Source organism: Haemophilus sp. CCUG 66565 (assembly GCF_001679495.1).
GTDB classification, from domain to species: Bacteria; Pseudomonadota; Gammaproteobacteria; order Enterobacterales; family Pasteurellaceae; genus Haemophilus; species Haemophilus haemolyticus_K.
In genome coordinates this window covers 122,905-138,499 of sequence record NZ_LZOX01000017.1, presented here as the reverse complement: position 1 = coordinate 138,499, position 15,595 = coordinate 122,905, and the positions used below count along the sequence as shown (strand labels likewise).

Sequence of the window (15,595 nt, the reverse complement as noted above, 5' to 3'; positions counted from 1 at the left end):
TTAAGAAAGTAATTCCATTATATATTCCGAAGACCCAAAAAAAGAAATAATGCTAAAAAATGCATTTAATGAATTTTCATTAAAAATGGATAAAAGAGAAAAAGAACAGTTATCTGAATTAGAAAATAAATATTCTAGTAAAAAGAACAGTCTTTCTTCAGATAAAAATAAAGCTATTTCTGATTCAGAACAAAAATTACTAGAAAATGAAAATCATTATAAAAGAATGTCTAGCCAAATCGAATTAGATGCTAAAAACTATAAAAGAGCAGGAGCAAGTGATAAAGAAGTGTCTGAGTCTTTAGAACGTAACAAAAAGGAACTTTCTAATAATTACAATCATCATAAAAATAGATTCAATCAAGAAAGGGATGATAAGGTTAAGAATATTGAAGATAATCTTAGGATTTTAGAAGAATCTTACCCTCAAGATATTAATAGAGTAAAAATTTATTATCAACAAGAAAGGGATAAATATTTATCTGAAACTAAAGAACAGTTAGATAAAATGGTTAGAGAACATGAACAAGCAATAGAAGTTTATAGAAATCAATATAACAGTGGCATAAAAGCACCTATACGTTATAAAATTGAAAGTAGTGATAATGGAAAAGATTTTTATGTAACTATTCAATAAAAAATAAAGCCTAATAGATTAACTCCCTATTAGGCTTTTATTTTATAAAGTTAAATTTATATTAAGGTATTCCATGAGAGCATTTTGAAGTGGTATAACATCTCTCCTAGATTTAAATTTATGATCAACAATATCATTTAATTCTTTAAGGCTGGTTTTAATTTCCATAATTTCATTTTTTAAATCTAAAATATTCATTTTACGAATGAAGTTTTTTACTTTTTTTAGTGTATTCTTATTCAATTCATTTTCCATTATATTTAATATTCTTCTCATTTTAACCATTCTTTTAAAATCATTATCTTCTATATTCAATATACTATTAATACTTTCTTCAAATGAATCGTATCCATCCAATAATTTCTCATTATAATTGTAAAAAAATGCGATAGATACTGACTTTCCTATTCTTGCTTGAGTTCTAAAAATTGCTTGAACTATTTCTGATTTTACTAGATCTTTAGATTCTATTTTAGTATTTAATACTTCAGAAAGTCTCTCTGCATGAAATGAATTATTAAACCACTCACCAAAAAATATTATTGAATCATATTTTATATACTCATTTGTAGCTCTACACTTTCCTGAATTATAATGAATAACCTCATATTTATCTCGCAAATCTTTACTAATATTTTCTTTAATGAAGTTAGGTAGATTCTCTATATGAAATGTATTATTCCATGTAATAACAAGATGTTTATTTCCATTATTCATAGAAATATATTTCTCAAGTTTTCTTATGTCTTCAACAATATCTTTTTTATGTTTCTCATTACTTTTTCTTGTCCTTCGTGTTGATAACAATGTATCATAATAAATATTATTATTTATAACTACTTTACTTTGATTATATCTTTCTATATTCCAATTATTACTACCTTCAAATAAAAATTCTGCTGTGGCATCTAAAATAATTAATTTTGTATCTTCATATATAAAGTCATTAATATCTTGGTGTATGATAATATCTGATGATATATCTGTATTAGATAGATCTCCTAAAGATACTATAAGTTTATTGAATAGCCAGCTAACTCTTTCATGATATAGTTTTTCATTTTTTATATCAGGTAAATCATTAAATAATTCATTAAATATATTTTTGTCAAAATTTATTATATTCTTAATTGTCTCCTTATTTAGCCTTATCTCTTTTCCGTATATCAACTCTCTCTTATAAAGTTCTACTAATAATTTCTCATGTTTTACTACTATATCCGTATAAGGGGTCTGGAATTCATCAAAGATAACTAATTCTCTCTTTGTTATCTCTTTCTTTATGGGATCATCATAGTTAATAAATATATTGCTTGATTCATATAAAGCCCTCCAGTTATTAGTTACTACTATTCTATATTTTGACAAAGCATAAATATTACATTCTAATTCTTTTAATGTATCGCTTCCTTTATAAATTCCACAAATGGACTGTTTAGGATTTAATGCTTTAACATCAAATACAAGCCTTTTAATTTCTTCATTTGTTTTTACAATAATCAAAGTAGACTTATCAGTATTAGCACAAAGAACCTTTAAATTTGTGGTTTTCCCTGAGCCGCAACCCCAAGCTAAGACTTGCCTATTTGAATAGCTATCTATGCTATTCTTAAGTTTGTAACTGCTATCATCTACTTTATCTAGTAAATAGTTACGCCTAGAAAGTAGATAGTTATTATCATCTACATTGTAATCAATCTCATTATTTTTTAATCTCCATCCCTTCCATTTATCTGGAAAACTTACATTTTCTTTCTTCATAATAATCTCCATAAAAAAGCCACTAAATAGTGGCTTGGATTTAAATTTTTAGCATATAGATATTATCTATTTCAGTTCTTTTTAAATAATCTACTTTTATCAATTCATTTATAGCTTTAATGAATAAATCTCTTTTTAAGTTAAAAACAGATTCCGAGTTGAAAGTAGTTAACGTTATTTCTTTATTTTCATTTTTACTTTTTATGATTAATGTGTATAAGACATTTCTAGCATTGCTAGTTAACTTCTTAAAACGTTTCTCTAATGGCAATTTCCTATTAATAATTGAAAAAATCTTATCATCTACTGTTTTAAGCATAGATCACCTCATTTAGGTTTTTAATGTTGTTTAAGTACCGATTTACATCAGATTCAAAGTAGCCTACGGAGTTAGCTCCTAGGCTAACTTTTTTGGGAAAATTAGGCTTATAATAAGCAGAACTTTTATCCTGCCAAGTGTAGAATGTACTTTTAGATATTCCTAATATCGTTAAAAATTCTTTTACCCTGATTATTCTATCCATGGTAAAACCCCTATATATAAAAAGGGTATTACTCTTTAGTTAGTAATACCCTTATATTATTGCGTTTAAAAAAATGATCTGTAATATCACTTTTGATAAGGCGTATAGCCTCTATTTCATATATTAATAAGAAATCCTTACTGTTGTATGGTCTAACTAAAATCAACTTGAGACCATCCTATACTTCCTCCAGATTGCTTGCAAGCATTTTTTGAACAAATTTTCTGCTTTCCAACATAGGAAACTTATCTTATTCATTCTCATATATAACTAATGTTTTCATTAAGAAAATTTTTAAAAATTTCTGTCTAAAAAATAGTCGAATAATACTATTTTACTTTTTTAGATATTTTCCTATTGTTGTGCTACCATTAACTCACAAGGTAGCATACCAGTGCTTTAATTATTATAGATAATCTATCACTTCATTTTTTAGTAACACCAATAGTAACACTGAACACAAACCCAACAAATAAAGTTATTATAAATCAAAGCCTTATATTGCTAGTTCAAGTGAGATTATCCCACCAAATTAATAAAGCAAGGTGAATCACCTTGCTTTTTTTATCTCAGAATTTTTACATTCCAAACTTTAAAGGGTAAAAATAGCGCCATTATTAAAGGTGCTATTTATAAAACAATTAACCGTTAAAACTCTCACCTAAACACGGTCTAATTTTATTCAACATTTCTTTTAATACTCTCGCTGGTGCTGCAATAATATTACCGCTACGTAAGTAGCCGTTACCAGCATCAAAATCACAAACTAAGCCACCCGCTTCACGCACGATTAAATCGCCAGCAGCACAATCCCATGCTTTTAAGCCCATTTCAAAATAGCCATCAATACGGTTTGACGCCACATAGCATAAATCCAATGCTGCAGAACCAGTACGACGAAAATCTGCGGCATCTTCAATTAAGGCATTCATCATTGCAAATTGAGTAGGCATTAATTTTGGTTGTTTGAATGGGAAACCGGTCGCTAAAATTGAACCTTGAATTTCGCGTTTACTATCTACACGCAAACGTACTTCGTTTAATTTTGCACCTTCACCACGCACAGCGGTAAATAATTCATTGCGGATTGGATCGTAAACAACCCCGACTTCAGTGCGATTTTTTACACGAATTGCGATAGACACGGCAAAATGAGGAAGGCCCGTCATAAAATTACGGGTACCATCTAGTGGATCAATCACCCATTGTACATCGCTATCTTTGCCTTCAAGCGCACCTGTTTCTTCGCTAATGATGGTATGGTCAGGATAAGATTTACGAATAATTTCAATGATTTCTGCTTCTGCCGCTTTATCAACGTTTGTCACATAATCATTAATACCTTTTTGTGTGCTTTCGATAGCATCACGGCGTTCATAATTTTTAGCAATCACATTGCCCGCTTTTCGTGCCGCACGAATTGCGATATTTAACATTGGATTCATATTTCCACCAGATTTTAAAGAACAGAAAAATTCCGCGCCATTATAGCGATATTTGTCAAAATAACCAGTTGAAAATTATAAAACAATGGTTTTTATAGGTTTTCAGGAAAAGTTTGCGATACAGATCGCAAAAATAGCATGAAGTGATTTTTCCATTAATTATTTGCCATTAAAGTGCGGTAGAAAATTGGAGCGTTTTATGCAGAAAGGTGTGACATTAGTGGAATTATTGATTGGGTTAGCCATTATCAGCATTGCGCTGAGTTTTTCCGTGCCATTATGGCAAACGGATTCACCTAAAACGATTTTAGCCAAAGAGCAACATCGCCTGTATTTATTTCTACGACAAATTCAGGCTCGTGCAGAAAATTCATCGGAAGTGTGGTTTTTACTTATCAATCGTAATCTTGCGACACAACAATGGTGCTTAACGGCACAAGTAAAAAACGATCAAACTTGTGATTGTTTAAACCCAACAAACTGCCCGAAAGAGGCCTATGCTCATTTTTACTATCCTTATTTTCCTAAAAAAACGATGATTCAAAGCCATTATCTTTATCCCAAAGAAATCACGAGGTTTTATGGGGCTCGTAATACCAGTGTTACTCGTTGCTTTATTCTACAAGCGGAAAATGAACGTACATTATTTTCATTTTTTAATGTTGGCAGTATTCGTTTGAAAACCAATCAAGCGGCTAGTGCATGTAATCAATCATGAAAATATTATTAAAAGGGCAAACCCTATTAGCACTGATGATTTCTCTGGCGTTATCGTCTTTATTATTGCTAAGCATTTCGCATTTTTATGTGCAAATACAAAGGCAAAACCAACACATGTTATTGCATTTAAAACTACAAGCAGAATTACAACGAACATTACAGCTAATCGGTAAAGATCTTCGGCGATTGGGATTTAGAGCATTAAATACAAAAGGTACAGAAAGCAATGTATCTTTATTTGAATTAGATGAACAAGGCACTGCCATTTTCATTAGCCAAGAAGATAACGCTCTACCTAATAGCTGCGTGTTGTTCTTTTATGATTTAAATAAAAATGGCTGTATTGGCAAAGATTCGCCTAAAACCTGTATGAAAAATGGGAAAAATACATCTAAAAACAGTACAGAAGAATTATTCGGTTATAAAGTGAGTAACAAAATGATAAAAACCAAACTGACTTATCAAAGTGTTATTCCTACTAATTGCACAGCAGAAACTTGTAAACGAGCTTTTCAACAATCGGCTTGCAACTCTGGAGGCGGCTGGACGGATTTATTAGACAACAATGAATACGAAGTCACTACCCTACAATTTAATTGGTTAATTGAAGGCAAAGGATTAGAAATCAAGCTAAAAGGAAATTTAAAACAAATCCGAAACATCAGTTATGAAACCTCCCTTGTCGTTGCTCTCTGGAATCAAAAACAATGAGAATACAAAAAGGCATTATTACGCTGACTATTCTGATTTTTATTTCAGGTTTATTAACCGTAATTTTATTGTTGGATGACAGTCATTTAAGTTTTTTTCGTGCGCAACAAAATCAACGAAAACACTATGTGGAAAGAACATTACAACTGCAAAAAATGACAGAGGAGAAAAGACAAACCGCCTGCCTTGATTTACCGTTAAATAATAATGAAAGTGTAAAGCAAATCAGCATCACGCTTGATGGTGCCAGCGATGCAATTCAGTATTTTCTTTGGTGTGAAAGAATGAGCCTATTTAAAAAATCGCCCACAAAAGGCGATAATCAAGGTGCATTGAAAGATTTTATTCACACAGAAAAACTCACAGATTTTCGAGCGCACTTTTCCTCCCCACCTAGAATTTTAAATGCGAATAAAACACCTAAACTTTATTGGTTTTCAGATTCACAAACGGAAATTGAAATTAATGGCACCGTGTCTGCCGTATTAATTGCAGAGGGAGATTTAAAACTAACGGGCAAAGGAAGGATCAGTGGCGCAGTACTCACCAATGGGAATTTAACTTTAGATGGGGTAACTTTAGCCTATGGCAAACCGGTTGTAACAACCTTAGTACAACAATATAGTCAGTGGCAGTTGGCAGAAAAAAGTTGGAGTGATTTTAATGTTCCAGATGAATAAAGGCATGTCGCTCACTACCCTATTATTTTCTTTGGCTTTATTTAGCGTTTTATTTCTTGTTTTTAATCAATGGACGGCAGAACAGCGAAAAAGTGCGGTAAAAATTTATCAAGATTTTCAGGCAATACAGATTGCGGAGAATCAAGCTCAACGCCAATTTTTAGGATTAGCTTGTGAACAATTGATACAACAAAATGGCTTAACTTTTCGCGTTCAATGTGAAAACGAACGCGTCATTGTACGCTATCCGATGGGTGAAATTTCGATAAAAACTAAGTAGAATAACCTTGTCTTTTTCTAGATTAAATCATCAAAAGGTCGCCATTGTGTTCATTGTTTATTATTCCAATCAACTCGAAAAACAAAAAGAAATCCTTTCTTCCTTATTCAAATCGTTACCGCCTGAAGACCCTTTTCAGCAAGATATTATCTTGGTGCAAAGCCCGGGTATGGCTCAATGGCTGCAAATTGAATTAGCGAAAGAAACAGGCATTTCAGCGAACCTAAAATTTCCTATGCCAGCAAGTTTTATTTGGCAGCTTTATGCTCAAAATTTACCCGCAACGGCATTGGAAAACCCTTTTGATAAAGATTCAATGATGTGGCGTTTAATACGCTTAATCCCGACTTTTCTCGAGAAAGAAAATTTTTTGCCTTTACGCAATTATTTAGCGTCCTCGCCACATTCTGAACAATACAAACTTTATCAACTCAGCAGCAAAATTGCCGATTTATTTGACCAATATTTAGTTTATCGACCAGAATGGATTTTTGCTTGGGAAAAAGGCGAAGATGAACAAATCACTGCTCAAATACAAAAACAACAACCTAACCTAAACGATACTTTGTTTGAGCAAATTCAAGGCAATACAAAATGGCAAGGTGAGTTATGGCGTGCATTGGTCGTTGATGTTAAATCAGATGTAGGTGATGCCACACATCGAGCGGCTTTGCATAATCAATTCTTAGCCTTGCTTGCCGATAAAAAAGCGCCGAAAAAATTACCTTCACGCATATTTATTTTTGGTATTCCTGCGCTCCCAACTGCTTATCTCAATATTTTGCAAGCCATGTCATCAGAAGTGGATATTCATTTATTTTTTAATAATCCATGCCAAGAGTATTGGGGAGATATTAGCAATTTACGCCTCGATTATTTGCGTTCTCGCAAGCGTTATCAATTCAATAAACAAGATGAAAATCAACCGCTGTTTTCCGAGGATCAACTTTCTCAACTAGAAAACGCTCAGTTTGATGTCACTTATCAAAAAGAAAACCTTCAAGTAGGTAATCCATTACTGGCGGCTTGGGGAAAAATGGGGCGAGATTTTCTCTATACATTGGTGCGAGATGAAGAACATATTCCAACTTATCCCGTCAATGCCTATCAAGAAATTGAATCGAACAGTTTGCTTGGACAATTGCAATCTCAAATTCTGCATTTAGAAAATAAACCGTTAAATATCACAAAAAATGACCGCACTTTAACCCTACATTCTTGCCACAGTGCTATGCGTGAAGTGGAAGTATTGCACGATTATTTACTAGATTTATTCAATCAAGATCCTAACCTTACGCCAAAAGATGTGGTTGTCATGGTGGCAGATATAAACCAATACACGCCTTATATTCAGGCAGTTTTCGGGCAAAAAAATGGGAATGCACCACAAATTCCATTTTCACTTTCGGATAATAAACTTTCAGAAAGCGATATGCTGGTATCAAGTTACTTAACTTTATTACGCTTAAAAGAAAGCAATTTTAGTGCAGAGGATGTCTTAGCATTGTTGGATATTCCTGTGATGCGAGAACGATTTAATATTTCTCTTGCTGATTTGCCATTAGTGCGAGAATGGGTGGCGGATTCTGGGATTCGTTTCGGTTTGCAAAAAAATCAAGATGGCATCAATTTCAATTCTTGGCAGGCTGGTTTAGAACGAATGATGTTAGGCTATGCAATGCGTGAAGAACACGGTATTTGGCAAGATAGTCTGGGATTAAACAGCAGCTATGGCTTAAAAGGTGAACTTGCTGGAAATTTATCTCACTTTTTCACCGCACTTTCCGCGCTGCATGAAACGCTGCAACAAGCGCATTCTATTGAAAAATGGCAGGAAATCTTAACCTCACTTTTATCAGATTTCTTCGTGCAAAACGAAGACACAAGTGACACAATTTTCTATATTCAAGAGAAAATTAATGAATTCGCTGAGCATCTAAAATCTCTCCATTTTACTGAAGAATTACAAGCAGACGTGATTGCCGATGTCATCACAATGAAATTGGAAGATGCACCAAATAGCCTCAAATTCCTTGCTGGAAAAGTAAACTTCTGCACCTTATTACCAATGCGTTCAGTGCCATTCAAAGTGGTTTGTTTAATTGGAATGAATGATGCGGATTACCCAAGAACACAAACACCAAACAGTTTTGATTTAATGCAATATCACCATCAAAAAGGCGACCGTGTTCGCCGTGATGATGATCGCTATTTGTTCTTAGAAGCCTTATTGGCAGCACGTGATTATTGCTATATCAGCTATGTTGGCCGTTCCATTACCGATAATCAACCGAAAGAACCTTCTGTATTGGTAAGCCAACTGTTGGATTATATTAATCAAGGGCAAAGCGAAAATCCCCTTACGATGATTGAGCATCCGATGACGGCATTTAGCCCAGATAATTTCAAATATAACGAGAAATTCACCCGCTCTTTTGCGACAAAATGGTTGCCAATAGCGCAATTTGACGCGACAGCTAGCAATTCAGAATTTGCCGTCACGATGACAGAAAACCCAGAAAAAATCGAAGAAATTGAACTAGATCGTTTAGTCAGCTTTGTGGAAAATCCAGTGAAATTTTTCTTTGAAAAACAACTCAGTGTCTATTTCCGTGATGAAGATGATCGTATTGCCGACAGTGAAAACTTCACCTTAAGTGGATTAGATAATTATGCGCTCAATAATGACTTAATCTATCTTGATGAACAAAATTTTGCTGATTATTTTAGACAAGCAGAAGTTAAAGGCGTGTTACCTCGAGCTGAATTTGGAAAGGTTTATGCTGAAAATATTCAAGACAATGTTTTGGAATTTAAAAAGAAAATAGCGGATCTTGGCGAAGCCAAACATGCTTCCGTCGATTTCAATCTCTCCGTAGATTGGCAAAATGAAAATCAAGAAATTCGTCTATTTGGTTATATGGAGCCTTTATTTGGCGATGATTCACAGGTGATTCAATGGCATTTTGCGAAATACAAAGATCGCTATTGTATCCGTCCTTGGATTTATTATTTGATTCAATGTGTCACACAAGAAAATGCGGTACCACCAAAATTAATTACTCAAGATCAAGTTATCGAATTACCGCCTATTGGGCGCAAAGCCGCTCTCGCTCAATTAGAAACTTACGTAAAAGATTATTTACAAAGCCAAATAGAAATCCAATTGGTGCCAACGATAAGAAATATTAATCATTTTATTGTGGACGATGAAAGTGCGGTAGATTTTGACAACATTTCTACAAAACTTCAGGAACTGGGCGAAGACAGCTACGGCGCTCAAGTAGATCCATACTGGTCACGCATATTGGCGCAGACCTCAAGATTTGAACACACTGAAAATATTGAAAAATTATTAAAACAAACAAAAGATTGGTTTGGCTTATTATTCGTATAAAAGAAGACAAGAAAAGCATAAAGCTAATCGTCAAAGAACCGATTTTTTGCTAAGATAACTGCCCTTTTTACGGAGAATTGTCTATGCGCTGTCCATTTTGTTTTACAGAAGAAACCAAGGTAATTGATAGCCGTTTGGTATCGGATGGCTATCAGGTTCGTCGCCGTCGTGAGTGCGGTCATTGTCATGAGCGTTTTACCACCTTTGAAACAGCCGAATTAATCGTACCAAAAATTATTAAAACTGACGGCACTCGAGAACCGTTCAATGAAGATAAATTACGCAGTGGTATTCAGCACGCCTTAGAAAAACGCCCTGTAAGTGCGGATGATGTTGAACAAGCAATTAACCATATAATTTTTCAATTACGCGCGACGGGTGAACGTGAAGTACCAAGTAAACTGGTTGGAAAACTCGCGATGAATGAGTTAAAAAAACTCGATAAAGTGGCTTATATTCGTTTTGCATCGGTCTATTTGAGTTTCGATAATATTAATCAATTCACCAAAGAAATTGAGAGCTTAAAGGATTAACCATGAGCGAATTTTCTGCACAAGATCGCAAATTTATGCAACGCGCCTTGGATTTAGCCGCCAAAGGTCAATATACCACTACACCGAACCCATCGGTAGGATGCGTATTGGTAAAAAATGGTGAAATTGTGGGGGAAGGCTTTCATTTTAAAGCGGGGCAACCTCATGCTGAACGCGTTGCCTTAGCCCAAGCTGGCGAAAATGCCAAAGGAGCAACCGCTTACGTCACCTTAGAGCCCTGCTCTCATTATGGTCGCACTCCGCCTTGTGCATTAGGATTAATCGAGGCTGGCGTAGTGAAAGTCATTGCAGCTATGCAAGATCCGAATCCTCAAGTCGCAGGGAAAGGTTTGAAAATGTTATCTGATGCAGGCATCGAAAGTGCGGTGAATTTATTAAACGATCAAGCGGAAAAAATAAATAAAGGCTTTTTAAAACGAATGCGTCAAGGTATGCCTTTTGTTCAACTCAAACTTGCAATGAGTTTAGATGGACGAACAGCAATGGCAAGTGGAGAAAGTAAATGGATTACGGGCCCTGATGCTCGTTCTGACGTACAAAAAATGCGTGCAAAATCATCCGCACTTTTATCTACTTCTGCGACAGTAATTGCAGATGATCCAAGCCTTAATGTACGCTGGGACGAATTTCCTGAAAATCTTAAAACAAAATATAAAAAAGAAGATCTTCGCCAGCCTGTACGAGTCATTTTAGATTCACAACATCGCATTCAGCCGACTCATAAACTTTTTTTAACGCATTCTCCCGTTTGGTTAGTTTCTAATGAACCGCGAGATTTAGCAGGCTTTCCTGATTTCTGCGAACAAATTATTCTTCCAAAAGAAAATTTACTAAAAGAATTAATGCGAGAACTGGGAAGACGCCAAATAAATACCCTTTGGGTAGAAGCTGGAGCAAATTTAGCGGGTAGTTTAATTGATGCGAAATTAGTAGATGAATTGATTATTTACGTTGCGCCCAAATTACTTGGCGACAATGCTCGTGGTCTATGCCAATTACCGAATTTAACTAAACTTGCTGATGCACCATTATGGCAACTCAATGAATTAGAACAAATCGGTGACGATATAAAATTAACTTACACACCGAAAGGAATCTAAATGCTTAAAAAACTTTTCCATTCCGCACTTTGGGGCTTGGCTGCTGCGGGCGTGATTTTGTTTGCTGTTCCAAGACTGAATAACAGCAATATCTTCACTTCAGACGATATTGTATCGTTCAAAAATGCGGTGCGTATTGCCTCTCCAGCAGTAGTGAATGTTTATAACCGCTCTTTTTCTTCCGCCAGCATTAATGATAATGATCAGCTACAAGTAAATAACTTAGGTTCTGGCGTAATTATGAGTAAAGATGGCTATATTCTGACGAATAAACACGTTATCCAAAATGCGGATCAAATTGTAGTAGCATTGCAAAACGGAAATATTTTTGAAGCTAGTCTTGTTGGTTCAGATAATCTCACCGATCTCGCTGTTCTAAAAATTCGTGCAAATAATCTTTCAACCATTCCACAAAATTCAGCTCGTCAAGCTCACGTTGGTGATGTGGTATTAGCAATCGGTAATCCCTATAACTTAGGGCAAAGCGTGTCTCAAGGTATTATTAGCGCAGTGGGACGTAATGCCGTAGGTGATTCTGTTGGCAGACAAAACTTCATCCAAACCGATGCTTCAATTAACCGAGGCAACTCAGGTGGTGCATTAATTAATTCTGCAGGGGAATTGGTTGGAATCAGCACCCTTAGTATTGGGAAAACCGCTAATGAAATAGCAGAAGGACTAAATTTTGCCATTCCAATGGATATTGCAAATGATGTTTTACAGAAAATCATTCGAGATGGGCGTGTTATCCGAGGTTATTTTGGTGTGCAAAGCGACATCAGTTCAAGTAGTGAAGAAGGCATAGTCATCACTGGAGTAAGCCCGAATAGCCCAGCAGCAAAAGCAGGAATTCAATTAGGTGATGTCATTTTGAAATTAAATAATCAAGAAGGCATTTCAGCCCGAGAAATGATGCAAATTATCGCAAATACAAAACCTAATTCAAAAGTTCTCGTCACCATTCTACGATTAGGCAAAATCTTACAACTTCCTGTTGTCATTGAAGAATTTCCAGTAAATTAATAAAAAAGTAGCGTTCTTAATCATGGAACTGACTTTCTATTTTTAACTCTTTCTCTTTTTAATAGGAAGAAGAACGAGAAGATCTAATTAAACTATAAAAAATAATACAAACGAAGAAATAAAATAACGATCCCGAATTATGCGCAAGAAATGATTGGCTCATAAAATAGAATAAATGGGATAATAGATGCATAATACCTAAAATTGCGACACATTTTATTTCTAAATTTTGTTGTTTACAATTTTTCATAAAATAAATAAAAGGTACAAATAATATAACTATCAATCCTATAAAACCTAATAATCCCCGTTTAACCCAAGATTCTAAAAATTGATTATGCAAGCTATTAAACTGCAAGGTCGTTTTCGCCATACTACCTGATTCTATCTGTTTATTTCTGAATAGTTCATAGCCTCTGCGCCCATGACCAAAGATAGGCGATTCTTTAATAGCTACAAATGCATTCTCCCACATGTCAAATCTAGCCCCTAATGATGTACTTTTATCATTTTTTTCTAGATATAACTTAATATCAGACTCAGCAGCGTAATAACGCTGCGTCATATTAAATTTAGGGTTCATTACAAGAAGAATAAAAGATCCACCCATAATAGCAAAAAAAGTTATTATCAGTTTCTTACTAAGAAATTGGCGATATAGTAATAAAAGAATAATCAGTATAATTGGAAATCCTACCCAGCCACCACGAGCACCAGATAATGCGCTTGTACTCATTGCAAGGATAACTCCAGCCAATCCTATTAATACAGATTTATAATATTGTTTTATAAAAAAATGTATCGTGATCACTAAACTAAATGTCGCTAATGAAATGGCTATATCCCCAACCTGAATATGCATAATTTCAGGAAAAGGTTTATCATATCCCAAATAAAATTTCTGAAATAATGCCACGCCCCCTGTTATAATTGCCCCCGTCGGAATAGCATACAAGATCGTATCAATCTTTAATGGGAAATGTCGAAATAAAATGAATAAAGGAATGAATAATAAAACTCGACTTGGGTTGTCAATTTCTCTAAAACTATCCTGATTAATAAAAACAGAAAGTAAAAAACTAATAAAATAATATAATAAGGAAAATATGAAAATTTTATCTATTTTAGATAATTCATCATGTATCTTTGATTTTATAAAATAAATAATAACATAAATAACACTAACAGCACCTAAAGTTATGGGAACATAGCTATATCCCTTCTTGAATATCAAAACCGTTGTAAAAAATAGCCCAACAAATACATTAATACAAAAAGTAATATATTTTTTATGAAAAAATGAAGTCATCGCAACGTCAACCTAATTACTAAGATAAGTCATTTTACCTAAATTTATCCATAAATACTCCTAAAATCAGACTATTACTTTATGAAATCAAGAATAAAACTGGTATAGTGTTCCCCCTCATTTTCTTTTATCTGGAGGACAAAGTGGAAATTATACTTTCATACCAACAAGCTAATGCTGTTTGGGGGGAAAAAACAATTCTCAGTTTTAACGATAAACAAGCGACTATTCATTTACAAAACAATGAAAAAACAGACCGTACTTTAATACAACGCGCTGCACGGAAGTTACGTAACATAGGCATTCAAGAAGTTGAGCTTTTAGGTGATAATTGGGCATTAGAATCTTGCTGGGCATTTTACCAAGGCTTTTATACTGCTAAACAAGATTATTCAATTGAATTTCCTCATCTTGATGACGAACCACAAGATGAACTATTAGCACGTATTGAATGCAGTGATTTTGTACGTGAAATCATTAATGAACCGGCACAAAACTTAACGCCTGTAAAATTGGCCGAGCATGCAGCCGAATTTATCTTAAATCAATCAGATATTTATAATAAAAAAAGTGCGGTAAGTTTCCAGATCGTTTCAGGAGAAGAACTTAAACAACAAGGATATCATGGTATCTGGACGGTTGGTAAGGGGTCAGCAAATCCACCAGCTATGTTACAACTTGATTTTAACCCAACAAATGATCCTAATGCGCCAATATTAGCCTGTTTAGTTGGGAAAGGGATTACTTTTGACAGTGGTGGTTACAGCCTAAAGCCAAGTGATGGAATGAGTACTATGCGTACCGACATGGGGGGAGCAGCATTATTAACTGGTGCTTTAGGATTAGCAATTACACGAGGGTTAAATCAACGTGTAAAACTTTACTTATGTTGTGCAGAAAACCTAGTGAGTAGTCATGCCTTTAAATTGGGAGATATTATCACTTATAGAAATGGCATTACCGCTGAAGTATTAAATACAGATGCTGAAGGCCGTCTTGTCCTAGCGGATGGGTTAATTGAAGCTGATAATCAGCACCCCAAATTTATTATTGACTGTGCAACATTAACTGGAGCGGCAAAAGTTGCATTAGGTAATGATTATCATGCAGCACTTTCAATGGATGAAAACTTAGTAGCAGAGCTATTCCAGTCTGCTCAAGATGAAAATGAACCCTTCTGGCGTTTACCGTTTGAAGATTTCCATCGTTCACAAATCAGCTCATCATTTGCAGACATTGCTAATATTGGTAGTGTCCCGGTTGGGGCAGGTGCAAGCACAGCAACAGCGTTTCTCTCTTATTTTATAAAAAATTATCAGAAGAACTGGTTACACATTGATTGTGCAGCAACTTATCGTAAATCAGGTAGCGATTTATGGGGTGTGGGAGCTACAGGTATTGGTATACAAACACTTGCAAATTTATTATTGTTAAAATCAGAAGAATAAGGATCT

The 15,595-nt window shown here is 34.5% G+C and carries 15 protein-coding genes; 10 read left to right on the top strand and 5 right to left on the bottom strand.

Going from position 1 to position 15,595, the window contains the following annotated elements; genetic code table 11:
* Window positions 1-49: 49 nt before the first annotated feature.
* Entirely contained in the window at window positions 50-637 is a 588-nt protein-coding gene (locus A9501_RS08475; RefSeq protein ID WP_005644465.1) for a hypothetical protein, read from the top strand.
* 42 nt (window positions 638-679) lie between these two features.
* Here the strand turns inward: A9501_RS08475 and A9501_RS08470 are convergent, their stop codons facing one another.
* From A9501_RS08470 to suhB, 4 genes are all read right to left on the bottom strand, one after another.
* Window positions 680-2,398, bottom strand: coding sequence for a hypothetical protein (locus tag A9501_RS08470; RefSeq protein ID WP_065265565.1), 1,719 nt, complete (start codon window positions 2,396-2,398; stop codon window positions 680-682).
* Between the two features lie 40 nt (window positions 2,399-2,438).
* Window positions 2,439-2,717 (bottom strand): hypothetical protein, encoded by a 279-nt coding sequence (locus A9501_RS08465; RefSeq protein WP_010129410.1) that lies wholly within the window; start codon window positions 2,715-2,717, stop codon window positions 2,439-2,441.
* On the bottom strand, window positions 2,710-2,922 hold the full coding sequence (locus A9501_RS08460) for a helix-turn-helix transcriptional regulator (RefSeq protein ID WP_010129411.1): 213 nt from the start codon (window positions 2,920-2,922) through the stop codon (window positions 2,710-2,712). Before A9501_RS08460 ends, A9501_RS08465 begins: the two co-directional genes overlap by 8 nt.
* A 641-nt stretch (window positions 2,923-3,563) precedes the next feature.
* Entirely contained in the window at window positions 3,564-4,367 is an 804-nt protein-coding gene (suhB, locus tag A9501_RS08455) for an inositol-1-monophosphatase (RefSeq protein ID WP_065265564.1), read from the bottom strand.
* Between the two features lie 199 nt (window positions 4,368-4,566).
* Here suhB and A9501_RS08450 point away from each other — a divergent pair, with 199 nt between their 5' ends.
* The 8 genes from A9501_RS08450 to degS all read left to right on the top strand — a co-directional run bounded on the left by A9501_RS08450 (window position 4,567) and on the right by degS (window position 12,832).
* On the top strand, window positions 4,567-5,085 hold the full coding sequence (locus A9501_RS08450; RefSeq protein WP_046941985.1) for a type II secretion system protein: 519 nt from the start codon (window positions 4,567-4,569) through the stop codon (window positions 5,083-5,085).
* The gene (locus tag A9501_RS08445) at window positions 5,079-5,798 is read left to right on the top strand and encodes a PulJ/GspJ family protein (protein ID WP_046941984.1); all 720 of its coding nucleotides are present in this window, start codon (window positions 5,079-5,081) and stop codon (window positions 5,796-5,798) included. The genes A9501_RS08450 and A9501_RS08445 overlap by 7 nt, the downstream gene beginning before the upstream one ends.
* Window positions 5,795-6,478 (top strand): DUF2572 family protein, encoded by a 684-nt coding sequence (locus A9501_RS08440; RefSeq protein WP_046941983.1) that lies wholly within the window; start codon window positions 5,795-5,797, stop codon window positions 6,476-6,478. Before A9501_RS08445 ends, A9501_RS08440 begins: the two co-directional genes overlap by 4 nt.
* Window positions 6,471-6,758, top strand: a complete 288-nt coding sequence (locus A9501_RS08435) for a DUF5374 domain-containing protein (RefSeq protein WP_046941994.1) — start codon at window positions 6,471-6,473, stop codon at window positions 6,756-6,758. The genes A9501_RS08440 and A9501_RS08435 overlap by 8 nt, the downstream gene beginning before the upstream one ends.
* 46 nt (window positions 6,759-6,804) lie before the next feature.
* On the top strand, window positions 6,805-10,155 hold the full coding sequence (recC, locus tag A9501_RS08430; protein ID WP_065265563.1) for an exodeoxyribonuclease V subunit gamma: 3,351 nt from the start codon (window positions 6,805-6,807) through the stop codon (window positions 10,153-10,155).
* A gap of 83 nt (window positions 10,156-10,238) precedes the next feature.
* Complete coding sequence (gene nrdR, locus A9501_RS08425) at window positions 10,239-10,688, top strand: transcriptional regulator NrdR (RefSeq protein WP_005627362.1); 450 nt, start codon at window positions 10,239-10,241, stop codon at window positions 10,686-10,688.
* A 2-nt stretch (window positions 10,689-10,690) separates the two neighbouring features.
* A complete protein-coding gene (gene ribD / locus A9501_RS08420) occupies window positions 10,691-11,809 on the top strand; it encodes a bifunctional diaminohydroxyphosphoribosylaminopyrimidine deaminase/5-amino-6-(5-phosphoribosylamino)uracil reductase RibD (protein WP_065265562.1) in 1,119 nt (372 codons plus the stop codon).
* Window positions 11,810-12,832: an outer membrane-stress sensor serine endopeptidase DegS gene (degS, locus tag A9501_RS08415; protein ID WP_065265561.1), complete on the top strand. Its 1,023-nt coding sequence runs from the start codon at window positions 11,810-11,812 to the stop codon at window positions 12,830-12,832.
* A 58-nt stretch (window positions 12,833-12,890) separates the two neighbouring features.
* On the opposite strand, the gene A9501_RS08410 is transcribed toward degS, so the two are convergent.
* A complete protein-coding gene (locus A9501_RS08410; protein WP_065265560.1) occupies window positions 12,891-14,141 on the bottom strand; it encodes an O-antigen ligase family protein in 1,251 nt (416 codons plus the stop codon).
* Window positions 14,142-14,284: 143 nt separating this feature from the next.
* Here A9501_RS08410 and pepB point away from each other — a divergent pair, with 143 nt between their 5' ends.
* Window positions 14,285-15,589, top strand: coding sequence for an aminopeptidase PepB (gene pepB / locus A9501_RS08405; RefSeq protein WP_065265559.1), 1,305 nt, complete (start codon window positions 14,285-14,287; stop codon window positions 15,587-15,589).
* The last annotated feature ends 6 nt before the right edge of the window (window positions 15,590-15,595 follow it).